The sequence below is a fragment of the Flavobacterium sp. UBA2787 genome, from assembly GCA_002352205.1.
Classification (GTDB): Bacteria; Bacteroidota; Bacteroidia; order Flavobacteriales; family Flavobacteriaceae; genus Flavobacterium.
Genome location: DEHZ01000008.1, coordinates 55,167 through 80,001, shown reverse-complemented (window position 1 = coordinate 80,001; position 24,835 = coordinate 55,167). Strand labels below are relative to the sequence as shown.

Genomic DNA, 24,835 nt, shown 5'->3' with positions numbered 1-24,835 from the left:
TTTTCTAGGTCTTCCCCTATCGAGATTTGTCGCCTTGTAAAGCCAACAAAACTAATTTTTTTAAAAAGCTTTCCATTGCAATCAGTGCTAGGGGTTGGGTTTAAAAAGATCATCAGATTTATATCCTGCAAGGTTTTTAGAGCCTTTTAGTTAATTTAGTTCGATTAATTTTTTATCAACATTCCATCTATCATCATTTTCAAATTTTAATAACTCTTCTGCATTTATATTATCTTCCAATACAGCAAAGCATAGTAAATGTGTTGGACGAGAAAAACCAACATACATCATTTTAATTGCTTCTTTACCAGTTGGTTTATTACAATCGTGATTTTGAAAGAAAAGAGGATTCTTTTTAGTTTGCTTATTTAATTTATTTGTCTCATAAACAGGTTTTTTGTATGCTGATTCGATATACATTGTTGCACAATGAGTTTGCCCTTTTACAGAGTGCACAGAACTTACTTCAATATTAATTTCGCACTTCACTTCTTTTTTTTCAATTGTTTCTTTTTTATTAATTTCGATAAATTGATAATTCACACTATTAATAAAGTCAGTTGATTTGTTTATGATTTTCGGAATATAATTTTCTTCATTATACCAATTCCATTTAATAAAAATATTTGAAATGTATTCTTTTACCTTTTTGTAAATATTTTCATAATCATTCTTTGTTACAAGGTAAAAGCACCAATGAAATAGATTTGCTTTAAAATTATTATAGACTTCCTCTCCTTGATTTTTTATAAATACAATTAATGTACTTTTTCTAAAGTGCTTTTTTGTTTCTAAATCAAAATAAATATCTTCAAACCTTAAAATTCTGATGAAAGAATTTAAAATAGACTTTCTAACTGCTTCTAAAGTATGTTTTTCTTGGTCAAATAATTGTAGGTGCTTTTTTAGACAATCAAAATCTTCTTTTTTAGCTTTACTTTCTTTGGAATATCCTGTAAACAAATCTTTAAGACGAATTTTATTTATGCCATCTTTACTTTGCTTTTGTTCATCCTTATCCCAAACCGTACTCCAGCCAATTATTTTAAAACCATTTTTAATGTTCTCTTCACATTCTAGCAAATTATTTGCGTTTATTAAATCTTTAAATTTTTGCTGTAATTGTTCTCCCGTTGTGTCTTTATTAAATAAAATCAGATTCGGTTTTATGTTTTTTTCAAGTTTATTCATTCCTTTTACAACAAAACGTGGATTTTTATTTTCATCTTTTTGTGGATCTAATGTAAAGCCATTTACTAAACATGCAATTTCTTCTGTTAAACGGTATGAGCTTTTTAAATACTCTATTTTTCTAGGTTTCCAATCACATTCTACTTTTATTTTTTTGCCGGAACTATAAATAGATTGATTGATATCACCAATTCTTTGAATTATAGTTTTTGAATTTTCACTAAAGAAAATATCATCAATAATTTTAATTTGAGATTCATCCAAATCTTGCATTTCATCTATAAAAACATATTTGAAACGTTTTTGAAGTATTATTTTTATTTGCGGATATTTATTAACATATATTCTAGAGAAAAAGAAGCTATCATTATAATTCAAAATACCATTCTTCAATAAATTCAATTTAATTTTATATAAATTTTCTTCAACTTTAGTCTTTGTTAAATCATCCCAATCTATATAATTTTTAGACCTACCTCTAGGTTTAGAAATTTGTATTCTCTCTTTAGTTTCCAAATTAATAATTTGATTTGGGGTGTTAGATAATTCAAAATTATACTTCCAAGGAATATTTGGTGTTCTATAGATATGTTTAAGATTTTTATTTGCACTAAAAGTCTCAAGAATAACTTCGTTAAGACAGTAATCATGAAAATCATCGTCAATCCTATTTATTCTTTTTTTGTTTTTATTTTCATAAAATGGTATAGCCAAAAAATTATTTACAAAACTTTGTACAGTCCCAATAAAGTTTGGATATTCAAAAAGGTGTGGACAATGTATCTTTAATTTATTTTCTATTTCATCAATAACATGATTAGTGTGTGCTAAAACTAAAATACCCGAACCATCAGTAAAAGGCAATTTTTGAGACAAACAATATAGCTTTGCAATCAAGGCAGTTGTTTTTCCGCTTCCAGGAACTGCAAGTAAATCACAAGTATCAAGTTTTTTTATAAAATTAATACGTTCTTCATCAAAAGGTTTTCCTCCAATAAAAATGTTTTCAGCTTCTTTTATGTGTTTATCATCTATCTCAATTTTCATTGCAAGCATGTTTTATTGCTTTGATTAAATAATCTATATATTCATCATTTTCATCAATTGTTAAATCTTTTGAATTCTCTATTTTTCCTGCTAATGTTGAAGCAATCTTTACTTTGTCAATTCCTTTATTCTTTAATCGTAAAATTAATTCACTTTCAAAATTTACCTTTTCAGCATTGAATATTTGCGGATGAACTTCGGAAACAGATTCTTGAAATAGTTTTGATAAACTTGTAGATTTATGGAGACACCATTCTAGAGTCCATTGTTTAGCAAGTCCTAGAGTAACACTTGTATTTTTTAGTTCTGATTCAAGTAAATTTAAATTCGTTCTTTTTGTTTTAGTTTTTTCATCTCCGTCGTTAAAATCTCCATTTTCATCAGGTTTATTGTCTAAATCGGTTACAATTGCAACAGGAACTTTCATATCTTTAGTGCTGTCATTTCTTAAAAATATTTTTGCAAAATGTAAATATGCAACTGATGCCACATTAACTACTGAAACTTCTTTTTTAGTTAAATCAAGACCTAGATTTTTTGCTATTTCAGGAATTAAAATTTCTTCTGACCAACCTTCAACTATAATTATTCCTTTTGCGAAAAATAAATTTGATTTTGTAACATCCAAAAAGCGTTTTAGATAAATATAATCCTTGTTTTCAAGTTTTGTATTTCCTTCGCCCATTGGAAAAACATCTTTATTTTTGCAGATTATTAAAGATTTTAAATCAATTTTTGATGCAATATTTGGGCTGTGAGTTGTTAAGATAAATTGAATGTTAACTTCTTTGCTTAATTTGTCAATAATTTTCATTTGTGCTTGTGGATGTAAATGAGCCTCAAGTTCTTCAATCATGCAGAGTTTTAAGCCATTCCAATTTTCTTTTCTTAAGTGTAACAATTCGGCTGCCATATACAAACGATTCATTGTGCCAAGCCCTAAACCATTTTGTTCTTCAATTCCTAAAGATAATTTTTCTAAAATGTTTTTTATGTCAGGATTTCCAAAAGAAAATTCTCCTTTATGTTTGCTGTCAATAAAACCTTCTAGAAAATCATCGATAACATCTTTTATTTTTTCTTTATATCCTTTCTTTTTAGGGTCTATTTTGAAATCATTTGTGATTTCATCATTTATTATTTTGAATTGATTTTCAAAGTCATGTTTTATACCTTCAGTCTTTTTAAAAAGCGAATGTTCTTTTAGGACTTGTGAAAGCCTAGAGTTTTTCTTCGCTGTTAATTCGCTATCTGCATCTCTCAAAGCTTTTAGATAGGTGCATTTTAAATAATCTCTTGCGTCTGCATTTAATAAGTGACCAGTTCCATCCATTCCAGCTTTCACATCAGATGGAATAACTCTATTATTTCTGTATTCTGCTTGATAAATCAAAATAAGTTTTGGACGTTTCTCAAATTTTCCTTCTTCAATCTCTTCATCTTCCCAACCCAACCATTCAATAAAATGTTTGGCTTCATCATCAGACATACCTGAAAATTCTAATTCTATTCTTAATTTATCAGTTTCACTATAAAAATCCTCTTTTTCAACTTTAATCCATTCGTAAGCATGAGTTTTGAGAACTAACTTAATAGCATCTAAAATGGCACTTTTACCAGAATCGTTTTCACCAATTAATACATTCAAACCTTTACTAAAAGGTACAGTTAAATCGGGATTATTTAAATCGAAAGGATTATTTGATCCGTACTTTCTAAAATTCCAAAGTTTAAGTTCTGATATGTACATTTGTTTTTGATTTTCAATAATTTGCTAATTTAACATTTCCAAAAGTTATTGTCAATTTTACTTATTAACACTTTTCTGTAAAACTATAAACTAAAAATGCAAAATTTTTACGGAAATCCGTAATTTGAGGAAGTTTTTAAAAAATAAATCAGAAACCTTACAGCATAAAAAAAACCGAAGCATCTCTACTCCGGTTCTATCTATTCAGCGTGACTGAAATCTGCGACTGAAAACTCCCTACTTCTTCTTCGGTGGATATTGAGCTAAAATCTTAGCCACAAATTCATTTACGCGTTCGTCTTTTTTATCTACGTTTTTGGTGAGCACACCAACGCCTTCACCTTGCCAGATTAATTCTTTTTTCTTGTTGTCAATCAAATCGATGAACAAAGTGCCTTCGGTATGTCTTGAAACGCTGGTGTTGGTGCCTCCCCACATCCATGGATTCCAACCCCATCCCCATCCCCAACCCCATCCGGCGTTGAATTGGTTTACGTCCACTTGTTCACGTTCTTTGGTAAAAATATTCACCAACAAATCAGGCGATTCACTTTTGGTAAAACCTTTCGCAGTCATTTGTTCGTCAATGGCACGAAGGATTCTTTTTTTGTCTAAATCGGAAATTTCGACTTTGTCAATGCCGCTTTTTTGAAAAGCATAGGTTTTGTACTGATTAAAATCGGCATTTTTGTCGTAATCAGAATATACTCTTACGGAGCTGCACGAAGCGAGTGTAAAGAGTAGAAGTAGGGGTAAAAATTTGAGTGTTTTCATAGTGTATTTTTTGTTTAAAAGTTTAATTGTTTAGGGTTTAAAAGGGGTTTAAATTGTGCAGAGGTTAACAACCTTAAACAAAATCAAACAATCTTAAACCATTTTAAACAATTCATCATCTACTAAATTAGGGATGGTAACTTTCAATAAAGGTTGCGTCTCCATCGCTCTTTTAATTGCGAAAATAGCACCTTCGTTGCGGGCCCAATTTCTTCGGGCGATTCCATTATTTACATCCCAAAACAACATCGATTTTAATCGTCTGTCGCTATCCTCTGTACCATCAAGAACCATACCAAATCCGCCGTTAATTACTTCGCCCCAGCCAACTCCGCCGCCGTTATGTATTGATACCCAAGTTGCTCCACGGAAACTGTCGCCAATCACGTTGTGAATCGCCATATCTGCTGTAAAACTCGAACCATCATAAATATTGGACGTTTCTCGATAAGGTGAATCGGTTCCGGAAACATCGTGGTGATCTCTTCCTAAAATGACAAAACCAATTTCGTTTTTAGCAATGGCTTTGTTGAATGCTTCGGCAATTTTCATTCTGCCTTCTGCATCGGCATATAAAATTCGGGCTTGGGAACCCACGACTAATTTATTTTTCTGAGCTTCTTTAATCCACTTAATATTATCCTGCATTTGCTGTTGGATTTCGATTGGAGCGGTTTTAGCCATTTCTTCCAAAACATCACAAGCAATTTGATCGGTTTTGGCTAAATCTTCCTGTTTTCCGCTGGCACAAACCCATCGGAACGGACCAAATCCATAATCAAAACACATTGGCCCCATAATGTCTTGCACATAACTCGGGTATTTAAAACGAATGCCGTCTTCTGCCATCACATCAGCACCGGCACGAGAAGCCTCTAATAAAAAGGCATTTCCGTAATCAAAGAAATACGTTCCTTTAGCTGTGTGTTTGTTGATTGCTGCCGCGTGACGAACCAATGTATCTTTCACTTTCGTTTTAAAAAGTTCGGGATTATTTGCGATTAACTCATTCGATTCTTCAAAAGAAATTCCAACAGGATAATAACCTCCCGCCCACGGATTGTGCAACGAAGTTTGGTCTGATCCTAAATCAATATGAATATTTTCTGAATCAAATCGTTCCCAAACATCAACTATATTTCCGAGATAAGCGATGGAAACCACTTCTTTTTCAGCTTGAGCTTTTCGAACACGATTTACTAAATCATCTACATTTTCAATCACTTCATTAATCCAACCTTGCGAGTGACGAATGTGTGTAATTTTCGGATTAACTTCGGCACAAATGGTGATGCAACCGGCAATGTTTCCAGCTTTTGGCTGAGCACCACTCATTCCGCCCAAACCTGAAGTGACAAAAATTGAGCCTTCCGGATTTTTTTTAATTTTTCTAAAACCGTTCAAAACCGTAATAGTTGTGCCGTGAACGATTCCTTGCGGACCAATGTACATATAACTTCCGGCCGTCATTTGACCGTATTGCGAAACGCCTAATGCATTCATTTTTTCCCAATCATCGGGTTTGGAATAATTTGGAATCACCATTCCATTCGTTACGACAACTCTTGGAGCATCTTTGTGGGAAGGAAATAATCCCATCGGATGACCCGAATACATTACTAACGTTTGCTCATCGGTCATTTCAGAAAGGTATTTCATCGTTAGTCGATATTGTGCCCAGTTTTGAAAAACAGCACCGTTTCCGCCATACGTAATCAATTCGTGTGGATGTTGAGCCACCGCATAATCCAAATTATTTTGAATCATTAACATTATGGCTTTTGCCTGTTCGCTTTTTCCGGGATATTCTGAAATTGGTCGTGCATACATTCTATAATCCGGACGAAGACGATACATATAAATTCGACCGTATTTTTCTAATTCTTCTTTGAATTCGGGTAGGAGAGTAGCGTGTTGTTTTGGTTCAAAATAACGTAATGCATTGCGAAGAGCTAACTTTTTTTCTTCATCCGAAAGAATTTCTTTTCGTTTTGGAGCGTGATTTATGTCAATTTCATATTGTTTTGGAGAAGGTAACTCGGTTGGAATTCCTTCTGTGATTTGATCTTTAAATGATTTGGTTTGAATTGCTTCCATTTTGGATAATTAGATTATTCGATTTTTAGATTGTTGGATTTTTTGATTTTTCGAATTATTTTTTTTTGATTGTATTCGTTTTTTTATCAAATCCATATGGACAATGTCGGCATCCGCTTTTGCAGCAATAGCCTCTTTTTAAATGATATTTTTCAGTAAAACATTTATAACCTTCGGGCGTGTAATAGAAATCTTCGCCTTCGATTAATTTATTTTCAGAATTTGGTGTATTCATAACTACAAAATTAGCAACTTTGCAACAAATGTTTGTATTAGTTTTTAAATATTTAACCCCAAAAGGTTTTCGAGGACTTACTTTGTATCCGTTTGTGTTTTTAAAATACAAATCGGACAAAGAAAATGTAGTTTTATTAAACCATGAACGCATTCATATTCGGCAACAAATTGAACTGTTAGTTATTCCTTTTTTGGTTTGGTATATCTTGGAGTATTTAATTCGATTAATTCAATTTAGGGATAGAAATTTAGCTTACCGAAATATTTCGTTTGAACAAGAAGCTTATCAAAACGAAAAAGACCATCACTACTTAAAGCAAAGGTCTTTTTGGAATTTCATTAATTACCTTTAATAAATTACTTTTTCGATGGAAGTTGTTCCGTTTTGCAATTTTATTTTCAACAATAAAGTTGAATTATTTTTCTGTAAAGTAGTTAAAACCAATTGATTTGCGTTGACATTATTGTATTCAGCTAATTTTTGTCCCAACACATTATAAACCAAGATTGATTCCATTAATTCGATGGTGGAATGAACGGTGACATTTTCATTAGAAGTTACTCTGACAATATTTTCAAAAGTAAAATCAGGATTACTGAGCGTTTCATTTTGATAAATCACTTCAAAACGATTGTTGAATGTTCCTTGTTCCGATGTAAATGAATATGGATTTTCTTTGATGTCGTGAATGGTATTCGTCAAATTATCTTTTAAATAAACGGCTTGGTTTTCAAATAAACCATCAATGGCCGCAAGAGCAATCGTGTATTGACCACTAGTTGGAATATGTACGCCCATCGGAACGACATCATTCACATCAAAAGGTAAACTTCTTCCTTGTATGGTTAGTTTTTCTTCCTCTAGAAGGGAATAAATTATCATATTTCCTGCGACAGCCGTATTACAATCGAAGAAACTGTCTCTGCCCATCGTTGCATTTTCAACATAGCCAACTAAAGTTCGATCATTTAGTCCATCTGAATTGATGATGTCAAACCACATTCTGTGTCTTTCTAAATCGGTTAAATTGGTTTGTGTTTCAATTTGATTTGCATTCCTGTAGAACATACTATTGTCATAGCTAGGATTTCGTAAACCGTTATTAAACGACACAACATCTGAAGCTGGAGGACCATCAATCATTTGAACAAAAAAGCCTTGTCCTGCACCAATGAACAAATCGGAGCTAGCAGCCGGACAACAAGTAACACCTGTAAAATTGTATATATAGTAATCTCCTGGTGTGTAATTATAGGCATACGTATCATAAAACGGGCTTGTTATCGCAGCAGGTAAATTGCCGTGCGTCCAAAGTCGCACATTTCCTTCAATTTTAGTGTTATTATTAAACAAGAATTGACTTGCTCTAATTGCAGAAGGATAGGGATTTCCAATTAAATTATAATTATCACTAAGATTGGTTATTTCTGTTCCGTTTGTTCCGTAATGTGTGGCCGTGTTTGTGTCGCTTCCTCTAGTAATTGGGGTTGTAATTGGGCCATTATTTGGAACTCCAATAAAACTACCGTTTAGAGTTGCAGGTGTATTTCCAAAACTATTTGGACCTCGCATGATATATCCAATAGCAGGTTGCATAGTGCTTCCTGCCGCTCCAATCCAATAACCTTGTCCACCATTAGGGTTTGCATAAGTAGTATTCCATGTAAATATTGGACCGGGAGTAATTGGTGCCGGAATATTACTTACATTGAATCCGGCAACAGGGGAAGACCAATAGACATAGTCTAATCTTCTAATGTCAGTGTCTCTTCGGTAAATGATATTTCCGATGTTAGTTGTATTATTTATTTGAACTAAACTGGAATTGTCATGAATATCGAAAGTTCCACTCGGTTGAACATTTACCCAATCCGTTACAGTTATGCTATTGTTTGAATTTACAGTTAAGGTTGCATCATTCAAAATACGTAAAGTTCCTGCTAAACCATTGTAATTTGTTCCTGAAATTATTGGGTCATTTGGTGTAATCGGAATTAAGACACAATCGGTATTGTTTGGAATACCAATAGGCGTCCAATTGTTATCTTTATTCCAATCTGTATCAATTGAACCATTCCATGTTTTATCACCAAAAACAGTAACAATAGTTTCGTCATTTTCTACAATTGTTGAGCCATTGCAAAGAGCATACGTAACTTGTGCGGTGTAGGTAGTTGTCACAGTTGGACAAACATTAATCACGTCAGTATTACCAACAACAGGGCCTGAAGTTCCAGAACCTTCAAACCATTGTATTGAGGTAATGGATGGACCTGAAGGAACAAATCGCCAAGCTTCATTTGTAACAGTCCAATCAGCATCAAGACCATTTCTTCCCGGAGCCACAACGGCTTGTGTTCCTGTTACATCTTGGATACCTACGATTGCATTTCCGCCATTCCAAGTACCACAAACGTTTTTTTCCTTGATATAAACTTCAATTACGTTCGTGTCTTCATATAAAACAATCATTCCGGTGTAGAGTATAGAATTACAAGCGGATGAAAACATGGGTATGTCGTTCCATGAAGCTACAAGAGCTCTACAGCCGGTGTTTAATGTAATTAATTCCCATCCCACAGTTCCACCAACACTCGGGTCAATATCGTGGTAAACACCGTAAATCGTATTTGGAAACAAAGCACCTACCAAACTTGGAAGATTATTGCTGAAAGCATATCCAGAACCACTACTTGCATTAGTAGTGTCAAAAGAAATCATACCATTTGAACCCATGATACATGAATTATACGTATTTCCATAAAAACAGAAATCAAAAGGAATGTTAATTACCGGAGACCAAATGTCATCAATATTAACACTCACAGGATTTTGTAGACAATTAAATTGATAGGGTGGAGCATAAGTAATTGATTCAACTGTATAAGAAGATGTATCGCCTAATTGAAGGTAAGTAGCCTCTAAATCAACACAAGTTGAAACAGAATTACAATCTAACGGAATGGGATCGGCACCGTTTAATCCTAAACCCCCGGATTGAACTGAAGGACAAGCCAATGCTGAAGTACCAGTTCCGGAACCATTAGTACAAGGATTTGTAGTACAGTTTATTATAAAGCTTACATTCCCTCCAGCTGTACTTTCAGGATCTAAGAGAAAATAATATTGAATACCTGCTGAAAGGAAAAAAGTAGAACTGGTTGAGGCACCAAACAAATCGTCAACACAACTCCAACCAATATTATTACAACCATCTGATACCGCTTTATAATGATAATCTATTGTGGCAAAAGAATTTGTTTGTTGAATGGTATAAGTTCCTGATTGTGTGGGTGTAAAAGTATATATTGTTTCCACTCCCGGAGTAGTCCATCCGCAAGGAGAACTAGGATAGCTTCCACTACCGGAAGGCACATTTACATTAATTGTTGAACCACAAGAAGCAATATTTGTTATAGATGAGCAAGGATTAACAGGTGTAGAGACACACATTGTAAAAGTTCCTTGTCCGCTGCCGTTTGAATAACTGTATACTCTAACATAGTAAGTATTTCCGATTGTTAAGCCAGTAACCGTGGCAGATTCGTTTCCGGTTATTGTATTGTCAACGCAAGCTAAACTGGTTAAAGAACCGCATGTTCCGCTGAAAACTTGCAGCACAGCATCGCTTAGCGTTCCGGGTGTTACTGTTACATTGTGAATGGTTGAAGTGGCTACAAAGCTGAACCAAACATCATCATCCGCATTACCTAAACAACCAGCCATGGACTGACTTGCTCCAATGGTTGAACCTGCAGTTGTGGAAGTACAAGTTGTTGTTGGGTTAACAGTTAAATTAATGGCGTTAGAACAATTGTCGTTACCAATTGGGGCGGAACAACTTCTGGAAATTGTGAAGGTTCCGGTAGTTGTACTTCCGGCCAACCAATGTGCAACATAAACATAATAGGTTGTGCCATTTATAGTGCTAAATGAAGCCGACTCAGGAGAAAAATCTGTACATACAATATTGGTCATTGAACCACAAGTTCCCGTGGAAACGGAAAGTTTTATGTCAAAAGAAGGATTTGTTGTAATGGTTGTGTTTTGACCATCTCCAACAAAACTATACCATACTCCGTAGTTAGACATTGAACAGCCTGAAACATTGGCAATATTTGTGGTGCCAACGGTTGTTCCGGCAAGATTCGTTGTTCCGCAAGGAAGCGGTGTTGCATTAGAACATAAATCATTAGATGGAGCAACAGGAGCTGAGCAAGAAGTACACGTTATGGTTGTTGTGCAACAATTTGAAGCTGTTCCGCATGCTGCATTTGTGTTATAGTGCACATAATAAGTACCGGAAGAAGTTGCGGTAAATGTATGTGGTGAATTTCCATGGCTTATTACTGTTCCATTATATGTATTGCTTCTTACGGTTATATATCCGCCACAGCTGTTACTTATTTGATAAGTTGTTCCGCTAACTATAGCTGTAATTGGACTATATTCGGTTTGATAATTACAAGTGCTTATTGTAACAGGAAGTGTGTTTGTTGGAGCTACTGCAGATCCATATTGAACTGAATTTGTGCATTGAGCGTAGTTGTCATTAGTGTATACAAACGCAATGATTAATAAAAGAATACCGTATTTGTTTGATGGAGAAAAGATTCCCAAGAATTTTTTTTTCATGGTGTGTATTAAATTTATTTTCTAATGAAATAATTATTTTAGATTAAATTGTAACAAAATCACAAATATTTGTTAATAAATTGTTGTAATGTTTAATTTAATCGTTAAAAGGTTATAATTGAATAAGTTTTTACTTATAAAAAAACGACTTCATTTAGGAAGCCGTTTTTAATAATAAAATGTAAATTTTGTTAGAACACCTTTTTGGTAACTTTAATATTATCAGCTGTAATAATAGTAACCATTAAAACCTGATCTGCCATTATTTGTGTATCAATTGACAATGTATTGTTGTTGATGTCTTGAATAGTTTTAATCAATCTACCTTGAATATCATAAATTTTCACTTGGTCCATTGTTATGTTTCCAGTAGAAATTTGAATGAATTTTGTTTTGTCTTTATAAACAATAACTTGATTTCCTATTACATCAGGAATTCCAAGGGTTTCATTTTGGTAAATAATTTTAAATCTATTTTGATATATTCCGGCTTCTGTTGAAAATGGATATGGACTCAATTTTAAATCATGAATCACATTTACTAATTCATCTTTAACGTAAATTGATTGATTTTCAAATAGTCCGTCAACAGCCAAAATGGCAAGATGATGTATTCCTGAATTTGCTGTTTTAAAAGTTATCGGAACTTCATCGGCAATAGAAAAAGGCAACGAACGACCTTGAATGGCAAAAGTTTCTTCGTTTATGTTTGAATAAATTCCTAACGAACCGGAAGCTTTTTCGTGAGCATCAAAAAACGAATCTTTTTCATTGGAAGCTCCTTCCACATAACCAATTAAAGTCGTTGTAGATTGATTATTTGCATTAACAATATCTAGCCAAATTCGATGTCTTTCTAAATTTAAAATTGAATTTTCATTCGATGAATTTTCAGCATTTCTAAAGAAATTATTATTAGGGAAAGCATTACTTCTTTGTGAATTAGTAAAGTTTACTTGTGCTGATGCATTTCCGGGGCCATCCACCATCTGAACAAAAAATGCTTGTCCGGTTTTTATAAAATCGGAGGCAGTTGGAATGGTTGTTCCTGTAAAATTGATGAATAAATAATCGGATGATGAATAGTTATATCCAAAACTACCATAAAATGGGTTTGTTCCACCAAAAGTTATATCTGTTCCGTGCGTCCAAAGTCTTGCACTTCCTAAAATAACACTGCTGTTGTCTGATAAAAATTGTAACGCATTGATTGCTGAGGGATAAGGATTTCCTAATAAGTTCCAGTTGTCATCTAAGTTTGAAATTGGTGAACCATTTAAACCTGGATAAGTAACTCCGGTATACATTCCTCTTTCAACAGTATAATTAATTGAACCATTGTTCGGTACACCGGAAAAAGTGCTCGAAATAGTAGTTGGAGCCATTGCCGAATTAGATGAACCTCGAACGATGTAACCTCGACCAGTTTCCATTGTGTTTCCGTTTGCATTCACCCAAGTTCCTTGACTAATATTTCCTAAGTTCCCGTTTCCATTCACTTGAATGGGGTTCCATTTGTATTTTGGACCTTGTGGCGGACTGGTGTAAATTGAATTCAACAATTGATTTGAAACAGGAGATGACCAATAAACATAATCTAGTCCATCTATATCTGTCGCTTCTCTAATATAAGTTATGTTTCCACTATTTGTAACATCGTCAATTTGAATTAAACTCGAATTATTTTCCAAGAGAAAATTTCCGCCGGTATTTACATTTACCGAATTTGTAACAGTTATATTGTTATTTGATTCAATCGTTAAATTTCCACCGGATTTGATGGTTAATAAATAAGCAAAAGCATCATAATTACTTCCTGAAATAATAGGGTTATTTGCAGAAGGTGGAATAACAACACAATTATCATCTGAAGGAATACCTATTGGAAGCCAGTTATTAGCATTTTCCCATTGTGAATTGTTTCCCTGCCAAACTTTTGATTTGTTGGTTATTGTAATTGTTTCCGAAATTGTACAGCCATTTCCAAGCGTAGCACTTACTTCAAACGGATAACTTTCAACTTGCAATTGCGTTAAATTGGGTTTGATGTAAATGGTAGAAATAGTTTGGTTTGTATAAGGAATTGTGCATGCTAAATCAGTAAATGCATCAACCGGTTCTGAACCGTTCCAAGAAAATGTAGTGTTTAAAAGTTTTGTTCCGAACAATCTAATGTTGTCAATGGCCCAACCATCATCCCAAAAACCGGTATATTGGAATCGAATTTGTAGATTTGGAATGTTGATATAACCAGTTAAATCTATCGAATCATCAATAAATCGTGAGGCTGTACCTAAATCAGAATTATAAACTCTTAAATCCGTCCAATTAGCTCCTCCATTTGTAGAAATCTGAACTCTACCATTATCTCCTGAAAAATAGGAATAATAATGCTTGAATGAAAGTGTTAAATCAACAAAATCTGTTGAATTTAGCGGAACATTGGTTGTTAATCGTGTAACCAAGTTGTTGTTTGTATAATCAGATGTAGTAAAAGCGAAGTTATTGTCAATATTTCCAGAGCTTATGGCTGGTCGCCAAACCGAAGTAGTGGTCGGTTGATAGGTGCTTGTTTTAACACTCCATGGGCTATCCACTCCACCGTTTGTATTGGTTGGTGTTGTTACTGAAAATTGACCTAACCCATTTTCAAAATCTTCAAATAATATTTCTTCAATAATAAAATCTCCGGAAGCGTTGATGGTTATTACTTCTTCATCTCCGCATGCAATGGGTGCTGTTGGAGTAAAATTGATGATAGTTGTAGGTAGAATTGTAGCAATAACTCTAGTTCTTTCCAATGATTCACAACTACCATTAAAAGCAGTTACATAAAATATAGTTGTATTGGCTAAAGCAGATGTTGTATAACTTCCCGTTGGAGTAACAGCTATTGGTGTTCCTCCTGTATAAGTCGTGTACCATCTGTATTCTGTTGTATTTCCTAATCCGACAGCTTCAATTGTTACGGGATTATTTGCACCGCAAACCGACCCATTTGTAACGGAATCAATTTTAGCGGCACAGTCTGAAACTACTGTTATGGTGTAATCTTCTGTTTCGCCGCTTGGTAAAGAATTACAGGAAGTTATTGTTGAGCCTGAAGGATATCCTAACGTTCTGATTCTAAATCGATAATTCCCCGGACTTGCTGAAATGGGAATCACAAAGCCAAACGAAGTGTCGCCGGTTGCAATGTTTCCAGTAGTATAAATTTCTTCTCCCGCATCAGTAAAATCGCCGTCGCCATTCCAATCAACATATCCTCGGATGAACTGTGAACCTACAAGATTAATGTCAATATTAATTCCACCTCCAGCAACCTGAGTAGCAATGATTGTTGAGGAATAATTTCCATAGCCTCCTGCAGAATATCCTGTTGGAGCATTGGAAACATCATTTAAATTTCCTTCGGAAGTAATCCCTGAAATATAAACTGTGGAAGAAGTTGAAGCAGGTGTGCAATAACTAACCGTTACGGTTAAAACAGCATTCGCAGATGCCAACGATGTACCACAACCATTTGTAGCAAAAACTCGATATACAAAGCCATTTAAAGCTCCCGTTGGATTTGTAATCGTTAAATTTGCTGTATTTGCATTTGAATAAACTCCTCCATTAGTAATTGAAGTAAAGTTGACTCCACCATCGGAACTAACTTCCCACAAATAACTGGTAGGAAAACCTCCAAAAGAAGATGTGAGTGTGGCCGTTCCATTACTAGCCATTGTGGTGTCAACCGGATCAGTAATAATTACAGGAGGATTAAAACAAGGAATTGCTTCCAAAACTTCAAGTGTGTAATCTTCGTACGCACCTCGATTTCCATCAAAACAGGGTGTTGGATTTTCATTGTTGTTGCCATTTCCTCTTCTGGCAATTCCAACTCGTAAACGATGGTTTCCAACCGACGCATTTATTGGAATGGTAATTACACCATTAATTGTATTTGAAGTAACAATTCCTGAGAAAACTTCTTCGCCGGCATCAGTTAAATCTAAATCATTATTCCAATCAACCCAAATTTTAATATTATACGTATTATTGCCGGTATTGGTTGTTACACTGATTGGCATTGCAGCACCTTGATAAGCACTACCTACTAAATTTGAATAATCATTATAAACTAAATTATTATTTGTTGTATTATTTACTGTACTAAAAGTAACATTGGTAATACCATTGTTGTGAACACCATTTGAAGCGGTAGGAGTACAATAAGGAGCACAAGTTCTGGATATTGTAAAATTACCTGTAGTTGAACTTCCATTGTTATGATGAGCAATGTAAACAAAGTAAGTTGTTCCAGTAGTGGTTTGAAAAGAATAGCTCTCTGTTCCATTATCGTCGTCATCGTTCCTACAAGCAATATTGATTTTTGAAGCACAAGTGCCGCTCGATATAGACATCTCGTGGTCAAATCCTCCCGAAGCTGTTGAAGTAATGGTTGTATGCTGACCATCACCAACAAAAGTGTACCAAACTCCGTAATTACTCATGAAACATCCTGTTCCGTGATTAATATTAGTAGAGCCGTTTGTAAATCCTGCCATATTTATTGTGCCACAAGGTAAAGATATTGCAGTATCACAAGTTGCATTTGGGTTTGTATATGAAATTCTTACTTGACCTCTTCCTCCGCCACCTCCATTTTGATCCGTTCCGTTTGATGTTCTTCCTCCTGCACCTCCTGCACCAATTCCGCCAACTGCACCGGCACCATTGTTGTTTCGTCCATTTGCACCGGCATAACCGTTTGTAGGAGCGTTACCACCATTAATTCCGTTGGCATTGTTAGAAACGGTTGTTCCGGCACTAGATCCTCCGCCACCGCTAAAATTATTACCTGCATTTCCACCATTTCCACCGTAAGTGCTAGTAATAGTTCCTCCGATATTTCCGGTTGTAAATGCTGTAGCACCTATTCCCCAACTATTGTTTGTGGCTATTGCATTTCCGGCACCTCTTCCTCCAATGGCTAAAATAGTTGAGTTATTTATAAACCAAGTAGGTAGTCCGTTTCCGCCGGAATTTCCTGTTCCGCCATTTCCAATATTAAACGAATAGGTGTTTCCTGCGGTTACATTGTAAGTTGTTCTAACATACCCGCCTCCGGAGCCTCCTCCACCGGCAGAAGGATTACCGTTTGCTCTTTGACCTCCGCCACCGCCACCCCAGCATTCAACAGTTATTGTTGTAACGCCTGATGGACATGTCCAAGAGCCATTTCCTGTGTTTGTAAACGTTTCCACTACTTGTGAGTAGCCGGAAAAAATTCCAAAAAGGAATAAAAAGGATATAAATTTTATTGAAGTTTTAAAGTTTTTATCAATTATCTTAAATGATATATTGTAATTGTTTTTCATAATCTATACGGTTTAGATATAAAAAGTAAATAGTTGAATTTGGAACTTTTCAAATCAATTATGATTAGAAAAGCGGAATTGTCATTATGCAATATGAATTGGGGATCACATTGTTTTAATGATTTTTATATGAAAATGGAATTTGGAATAACAATTTCATATCAGATTTTAGTTAAATGGATATATTCAACTAAAATGATTTTTGGGAGGTATTTTTGGAAATTGTTGAGTAAATTTAGTTGATAGTGAGTTGTTTACAATAAATAATCGTTGAATGATTAGTAAAACTCGATGAAAAGTTAAAAATGTTAAATTTGTCAGTGTATCAAAAAAAAACCGCCTGATTTTTCAGACGGTTAAGGTTATTTTAATTTTATCTTTTATTATTCTTAAAAAAGAGTGTTTAATTTTAAAACAAGATTTTTTTGATTGTTATATTATCATTTTCAGTAGTAATTTTGAGTAGTAAGGTTTGATTACTTTTTTGCTCGTTCAGGGCGAATTCATTCACATTAACAGAATAGTAGTGATTTACTTTTCTTCCCAACATATCAAAAACTTGAATTTCTTTAATTTGTTCATTTCCAGAACGAACAACAATTCTGTCATTTGTGATAACTTTTATACCAAAATTTTCTATCTGATCAATCCCCAATGTTTCGTCTTGATAAAGCAATTCAAATCGTTCGTTATAAATTCCTGAATTTGTGGTGAACGAATATGGGTCTACAGATAAATTATGTACTGTATTTAATGTTTTATCTCTTAAATAAACAGTCTGGTCATTAGAAAATATTCCATCAACAGCAGCAATGGCTATAGTATAAATTCCATCCGTACTAACTTTAAAACCAAGCGGTACAACATCATTGTTATCAAATGGCAATGGTCTACCTTGAATACATGCTTTTTCGGTGTCAATTAAAGAATATAAAATCATAGCGTTGGCAGTTTTGGTATAAGCATCAAACATGCGGTCTTTTTCATAAGTTGCACCTTCTACATAACCAATTAATGTTCTGCTCATTGTTCCGCTTTGAGCTACTAAATCTAACCAAATTCTATTGTTTGCATTTTCAGATTGCGTTTCATCTGTATTTGAATTTCTATAAAATTGACCATTGTTATTTCTAACCCTCATTGAGTTTGTGAAATTCGCATTGGATGTTGTTGCTGCTCCGTCTAACATAATAACGAAGAAGCTTTGTCCGGCAGGAATATATCCGTCATACGTTTCAGGTCCGCTGATTGTTCCAGTACCGTTATGTATGATATAATCCGCTGAGGTATAATTATATGCAAAACTACTGTAAAAAGGATTTGGAGTGGAGTTATTTGGAAGTGTTCCATGTGTCCATACTCTTATAGAACCTTCTAAATTTGGGTTTGCAGCCATAAAATCAGTATAACGTATAGCAGACGGATAAGGATTTCCGATAAGGTTAAAGTTATCATCTAAATTTGTTATAATTACACCATTAGTTCCCGGATAATCTGGTCCGGTATAGCTTCCGCGAGCAATTGGTACACTAATGTTTCCATTATTTGGTACACCCGTAAAATTGGCTGTAAATTGTTGTATAGTCGTATCAAAATTATTTGGACCACGAATAATATAACCTTTTCCTGGAATCATATTCTCATTGGCACCAGACCATGTTCCTAATCCTCCATTTGTGTTTGCAATAGTTGTGTTCCAGAAAAATCTAAGTGATGCGGAAGTTCCGGGAGATACTGCACTAACATGGAAAGGCGATACAGGAGAAGACCAATACACATAATCTAATTTTCTGATGAATGCATTTCTTCTATATAAAATGTTTCCTGTATTCGTTACATTATTTATTTGAACTAGACTTGCATCATTTTCAATTTCAAAAAGAGCAGTTGGTTCAACTTCAACCCAGTCTGTTACAGTAATTGCATTATCTGATTTTACAGTTAATGATGCTCCGTTTAATACTCGTAGATTTTTAGCTAATCCTTCATATTCTGTTCCGGCTATAACCGGATCATTTGCGGTTACAGGTATAGTTACACAATCTAAACTGGTTGGAATTCCTGCTGGTGTCCAGTTATTTGGTTTGTCCCAATCTATATCAACAGAGCCATTCCAAATTTTATCTTCAATTACAGCTACTTCAGTTTCATCTGTTTCAACTACTGTTGATCCATTGCAAAGTTCATAGGTTACTCTAGCTGTATAAGTTGTTGTTGTAGAAGGACACACTTCAATTGTATCAGTTGTGCCAATCAGTGGACCACTAGTTCCTGATCCTTCAAACCATTCTAAAGTTGTTATTGGAGTTCCAGACGGAACAAATCGCCATGCTTCATTTGTAACAGTCCAATCTGTACTTAAAGAGTTTCTGTTAGGAGCAACCACAGCTTGTGTACCATTGCTATTTTGAATACCTACAACAGCATTTCCGCCATTCCAAGTTGGACATACATTTTTTTCTTCAATGTACACTTCAATTACGTTTGAATCTTCATAAAGCACCATCATGCCTGTGTAAAGAATTGAATTACAAGTATTTGAATACATTGGGATATCGTGCCATGAGGCAACTAATGCTCTACAACCACTATCTAAGAAAATTAACTCCCATCCAACTGTGCCACCTTTACTCGGGTCAATATCATGATAAACACCATAGATAGTATTGTTAAATAATGCACCAACAGTACTTGGCAAGTTATTTGCAAATTGCCATCCAGCATAGCCACTGGCATTTGAAGTGTCAAATGTTAATGTTCCGTTAGAGCCAATTAAACATGAATTGTATGTATTGCCATAAAAACAGAATGAAAAAGGCAAATAGATTTCTTCAGACCAAACGTCATCAATATTTACACTCACAGGATTTGCCAAACATTCATACTGATAAGGAGGTGCATAAGCGATAGATTCAACAGTATAATTGGTCGTTTGCCCTAATTTTAAATAGTTTGCTTCTAAAGTAGTACACGTAGTTGTAGCATCGCATGCTATTGGGTCCGGATTTGCACCACTTAACCCCAATCCACCTGATGTTACGGAAGGACAGCCTAAAGCAGACGTTCCTATTCCTTCACCAGCTGAACATGCAGCGGTTAAACAGTTAATTTGAAAACTAAAATTACCTCCAGTACTATTTTGAGGGTCAACGATAATATAGTAAGTTGTTCCAGCCGACATATAAAAAGTATAACTAGTTTGAGCACCATTTAATGCTTGAATACATGTCCATCCGGTATTATTACATCCCCCTGACGCAGCTTTATATTGATAGTTTATTGTAGTATAAGAATTCAACTGTTGAATAGCAAAAGTTCCCGAAACAGTTGGAGTAAATGAGTAAATATTCTCTAAACCAGGAGTTGAATTTCCACATGTGGAATTTGGATATAGACCTGTTCCAGATGACATTGTTACGTTTGTAAGTGCCCCACAACCACTAATACTTGTTATAGAATCACAAGGGTCTACAGGGGTAGTTACACAAACTGAAAATGTTCCGCGATTGCTGGAATTACTGCCATAACTGTAAACTCTTAAATAATAAGTTGCTCCAATTGTTAATCCGCTAACTGTTGCAACTTCTTGGGAGTTTGATGCGGTTAAATCTTGACAAACAATGCTTGACAAAGAACCGCATGACCCATTAAATATTTGCAAAACGGCATCATTTAATGTATCGGGTGTTACCGTTACTGAATGCAATGCTGAAGTAGCTACAAAACTAAACCAAACATCATCATCGGCCACTCCTGCACACCCACTTTGTGATTGTGTTGCTACAACTGTTGTACCATTTGTTGACGTTGTACAAACTGAAGTTGGATTAACGCTTAATGCAAAAGCAGTTGAGCATTCATCGTTGTATGTTTGAGTAGTTAATGAGATGTTATCTATTGCAGCAGGTGGTTGTGTACCGCTACTGTTATTATTTACCCATTCAAAAACTAAACGAAAAGTCTGACCCGCATATGCAGTTGGTAAATTAATAGATGTATTTGTCCATGATGCTTGATTTTGATAAGAAGCTAATAAAATTCTACCTCCTGGAGCTGAACCTATTGCAGATATTATTGTTCCATAGGTTGGTGTATAAGAAGTAGGTGTCAACCATATTCTCAAATAATCTGTAAAGTTTTGCCCTCTACCTATCCAACTAAAACTTAACTCAATATTACTTTCGCCTGAAGGCAAAGTAACATCTCTATACAAATGTGTTCTGCGGTTTGTTGTGAGTGTATAATTGTGTGGAGGTGTAGCAGCAGATGTGTTGTTGGTAATGTAAGCACATCTTGTTCCAGAAAATCCGGCAGTCGCACCAGTATGACAAACCCATTGGTTTTGAGATGATGTTCCGGTTGTTGCAGTCCATCCATTTGCTCCAAATGTAGTACCACTTTCAAATCCACCGTTTGTTGCAGGATTAATAATTACCGTTTGTGATACGGAATTGTAGTTTATTGTTATGAATAGTACCAATATTAACTTAGTTAAAAGATTAGTACTTAAATCTTCTTTTTTTATACTATTAATTAGTGCTGAATGTTTTTTCATGACTTACTAATTTAATTGAGTTTTTTATTTATTAATTTTTGACACCACAAATATATTTTAAATCCGATAAAGTGTACAAAAAAATCGATGAAAAGCATAATATTTAAATATTTATAAGAAAAATAATACTCAAATGTTAAATTTACTTACACTTTGTCGATTGTTTAGAGTTACTTTTTTTTAAATTGTTAAAAAAAAACGAAGACAAAAAATGATTTTATTAATTATTTAATTAAATTTGGTTTTTTAAGTTTTTAGTTATGAGAAGATTACTAAAGTTTTTTATCGTTATTGGAATTGTTTTTTTCGGATTTCAATCCCAAGCTCAGTTGTTTGTAAGCTCCGGTAGCTTTTTATATGTAAATGACCAATATGTCACGGTTACTCAAGATGTAAATTTGGCTAGCACCGGAAATATTTATTTGCGTAATGAAAGCCAATTGTTGCAAAAAACGACAGTAGGTTCTAACAATACTGGATTAGGAACGTTATCTGCATTTCAAGAAGGTACTTCAAACAATTTTGGTTATAATTATTGGTGTTCGCCGGTAGGAGTGCCCTCTGCAAGTCTTGGCAATTCTAATTTTGGTATTTCTTTATTGAAAAGACCAACCGGATTAACAACTTTTGGAGGCGAAACAATTATAACAGGATTAAATGGTTCAAGCACTAATACTGCCTTAAACATTTCTAGCCGATGGATTTATACATTAACAACAACTAATCAATATTCAAATTGGAATTATATTGCAGCAGCTACTTCAATTGAAGCAGGTCAAGGTTTCACCATGAAAGGCGTTAGCGGTTCAGATAATACCACCGTTTTAGGAGTTCAAAATAACCCAGGAAACAACCAACGTTATGATTTTAGAGGAAAACCAAACGATGGAACAATCAATATCCCCGTTGGAAACTCAGTTGATGGGGGAACTGGATATACAGAAAGTACGTTAACCGGAAATCCATATCCATCAGCGATTAATTTGAATTTGTTTTTGTTAGAAAACAATGGTCGTACAGTTGATTATGTCACGGGAGCTGTGTCTGCTTCAGTTTCACCAATTATTAATGGAAATGCTTATTTCTGGGAACATCAGAAACCTGCTACTTCTCATACTTTATCTGATTATGTTGGAGGATATGGAGTTTATGTCCCCAATAATGTTGATGCATTTTCTCCCGGAACATATACTAGTGCTCCTTGGAATACGTACAATGGTGATGGTTCATTTAATAATACATCAGGAAATTCAGGAATAAACTATCGCAGAATGTTTTCTCCTATTGGACAGGGATTCATAATAAAAGGGTCAGTAGCTGTCGGTACTGCAGTAATGAGAAACCGTTACCGCGTTTTTATGAAAGAAGGTATTCCAAACAATTCTCAATTTGAAAGAAATGCAGAAAATTTTGAAACAAGTTCTGACTCAGATACAAATTGGCCGGAAATTCCAAACTTAACAGGAACAGATTATACTCAATTTTCTAAATTGCAAGTTCCTCAAATTAGAATTCAAACCATTTTGAATAATCAATTTACAAGAGAAGTAGTTTTGGCATTCAATCCAAATGCAAATGATGGTCTTGACAATGCTTATGACGCACCAAGTCAAGGCGTGAATTTGCCAACAGACGTTTATTTTCCTCTAACAGAAGATAATCAGTTTGTGATTTCAACATTGCCATTTGATATTAATAAAAGAATACCATTTGCATTAAAAGCTAATAATCAATCTACGTTTAGAGTTTATGTGGGTGATATTATCAATTTTGATGCTGCAGAAAATATTTTCCTTTTTGATAGTGAAACGAATATCTATCATGATATCAAAAATAGTTTTGTAGATATAACTTTACCAGCGGGAGGAACTACAACAGATCGCTTTGAAGTTACTTTCTTAGATGAAACATTAGGAAATGAAACCATCAAAAGCGAACAGTTTATGATTGTTCAAAACAATGAAAATGAATTGCTTTCAATCAAAAATCCAAATTTAGTTGATTTAAAATCAGCTACATTGTTTGATATAACAGGTAAATTAATCTTCACAAAAGAAAAGTTAGGAGCCGAAGAAATCTATTCTTTCCCAACAATTGGATTAAGTGATAGCATTTACATAGTGAAATTAATTACAGCAGACAATCAGGAAATCAGTAAAAAGGTTTCTATTTATAGAGTGAATTAAAAGTAATTCTAAATCATAGCAAAAGGCAGTTCGTTTGGACTGTCTTTTTTTATTTAATTGCTTTTCAATACCTTTGCAGCATTATGTTTTTAGAGGTTTTTAATCAGAAGATAAAAGAGTTCGATAATGAGATTTCACTTTTCATCAAAAGAGAAGATATGATTCATCCGTTTATTTCAGGAAATAAATATCGTAAACTTAAGTATAATTTGATTCGAGCAAAAGAAGAAGATCAAACAGCTTTATTAACCTTTGGAGGAGCTTTTTCAAATCACATTGCCGCAGTTGCTTTTGCAGGAAAAGAATACGGTTTTAAAACAATTGGCGTAATTCGAGGTGAAGAACTTTCTTTAAAAGTAAATGAAAATCCAACACTTTTATTTGCACAACAAAACGGAATGCAATTCTATTTTGAGACAAGGGAAAATTACAGAAATAAAGATTCAGATGCTTATAAAAATACTTTAAAATCTTTGTTTGACAACTTTTACCTCATTCCGGAAGGAGGAACAAATGCACTAGCTATTCAAGGTTGCAAAGAGATTTTAACAGAAGAAGATAATGCATTTGACTATATTTGTTGCTCAGTTGGAACCGGCGGAACAATTTCGGGTTTGATAAATGCTAGTTCGAAGCATCAAAAAGTAATTGGTTTTCCGGCTTTAGAAGGAGGTTTTTTAAACGATGATATTCGTAAATTTACCCAAAATATAAATTGGGAATTGATAGAGGACTATACCTTTGGAGGTTATGCTAAAACCACAAATGAATTGATTGATTTTATGAATTCATTTTATGATAGCACTAAAGTACCACTGGATCCCGTTTATACAGGTAAAATGATGTTTGGAATTGATGATTTAATCAAAAAAAATTATTTTCCAAATGGCTCAAAAATCCTAGCTATTCATACTGGTGGACTGCAAGGAATTAGTGGAATGAATGTCAAATTAGAAAATAGAAAATTACAAAAAATAAAGTTCGATGGTTAAAAAA

11 protein-coding genes are annotated in these 24,835 nt (G+C 34.2%); 3 read left to right on the top strand and 8 right to left on the bottom strand.

The genetic code is table 11. The features are described 5' to 3' along the window. Positions 1–150: 150 nt before the first annotated feature. The 5 genes from B4N66_RS06165 to B4N66_RS06145 form a co-directional block, all read right to left on the bottom strand. Positions 151–2,247, bottom strand: a complete 2,097-nt coding sequence (locus B4N66_RS06165; protein ID WP_291093196.1) for a UvrD-helicase domain-containing protein — start codon at positions 2,245–2,247, stop codon at positions 151–153. Continuing rightward, positions 2,228–3,988 carry an AAA family ATPase gene (locus B4N66_RS06160; protein ID WP_291093194.1) on the bottom strand — a complete coding sequence of 587 codons (1,761 nt, stop codon included), beginning with the start codon at positions 3,986–3,988 and terminating at the stop codon, positions 2,228–2,230. The genes B4N66_RS06165 and B4N66_RS06160 overlap by 20 nt, the downstream gene beginning before the upstream one ends. A 237-nt stretch (positions 3,989–4,225) precedes the next feature. After that, positions 4,226–4,762, bottom strand: coding sequence for a DUF4136 domain-containing protein (locus B4N66_RS06155; protein ID WP_291093191.1), 537 nt, complete (start codon positions 4,760–4,762; stop codon positions 4,226–4,228). A 93-nt stretch (positions 4,763–4,855) separates the two neighbouring features. Then, positions 4,856–6,859 (bottom strand): urocanate hydratase, encoded by a 2,004-nt coding sequence (locus B4N66_RS06150; RefSeq protein WP_291093189.1) that lies wholly within the window; start codon positions 6,857–6,859, stop codon positions 4,856–4,858. Between the two features lie 55 nt (positions 6,860–6,914). After that, on the bottom strand, positions 6,915–7,094 hold the full coding sequence (locus tag B4N66_RS06145; protein ID WP_291093188.1) for a DUF5522 domain-containing protein: 180 nt from the start codon (positions 7,092–7,094) through the stop codon (positions 6,915–6,917). Positions 7,095–7,122: 28 nt separating this feature from the next. On the opposite strand from B4N66_RS06145, the gene B4N66_RS06140 reads away from it, so the two are divergent. Then, complete coding sequence (locus tag B4N66_RS06140; RefSeq protein WP_291093186.1) at positions 7,123–7,449, top strand: hypothetical protein; 327 nt, start codon at positions 7,123–7,125, stop codon at positions 7,447–7,449. On the opposite strand, the gene B4N66_RS06135 is transcribed toward B4N66_RS06140, so the two are convergent. The 3 genes from B4N66_RS06135 to B4N66_RS06125 all read right to left on the bottom strand — a co-directional run bounded on the left by B4N66_RS06135 (position 7,446) and on the right by B4N66_RS06125 (position 21,653). Next, positions 7,446–11,732: a hypothetical protein gene (locus B4N66_RS06135; RefSeq protein ID WP_291093184.1), complete on the bottom strand. Its 4,287-nt coding sequence runs from the start codon at positions 11,730–11,732 to the stop codon at positions 7,446–7,448. The genes B4N66_RS06140 and B4N66_RS06135 overlap by 4 nt on opposite strands. Positions 11,733–11,923: 191 nt before the next feature. Continuing rightward, entirely contained in the window at positions 11,924–17,098 is a 5,175-nt protein-coding gene (locus B4N66_RS06130; RefSeq protein WP_291093183.1) for a GEVED domain-containing protein, read from the bottom strand. Positions 17,099–17,507: 409 nt separating this feature from the next. Then, positions 17,508–21,653 (bottom strand): T9SS sorting signal type C domain-containing protein, encoded by a 4,146-nt coding sequence (locus tag B4N66_RS06125; protein WP_291093182.1) that lies wholly within the window; start codon positions 21,651–21,653, stop codon positions 17,508–17,510. 260 nt (positions 21,654–21,913) lie between these two features. Here B4N66_RS06125 and B4N66_RS06120 point away from each other — a divergent pair, with 260 nt between their 5' ends. Together B4N66_RS06120 and B4N66_RS06115 are read left to right on the top strand one after the other, a co-directional pair. Beyond that, the gene (locus tag B4N66_RS06120; protein ID WP_291093180.1) at positions 21,914–23,839 is read left to right on the top strand and encodes a T9SS sorting signal type C domain-containing protein; all 1,926 of its coding nucleotides are present in this window, start codon (positions 21,914–21,916) and stop codon (positions 23,837–23,839) included. Between the two features lie 83 nt (positions 23,840–23,922). Next, positions 23,923–24,831: a 1-aminocyclopropane-1-carboxylate deaminase/D-cysteine desulfhydrase gene (locus B4N66_RS06115; RefSeq protein ID WP_291093178.1), complete on the top strand. Its 909-nt coding sequence runs from the start codon at positions 23,923–23,925 to the stop codon at positions 24,829–24,831. Positions 24,832–24,835: the final 4 nt, after the last annotated feature.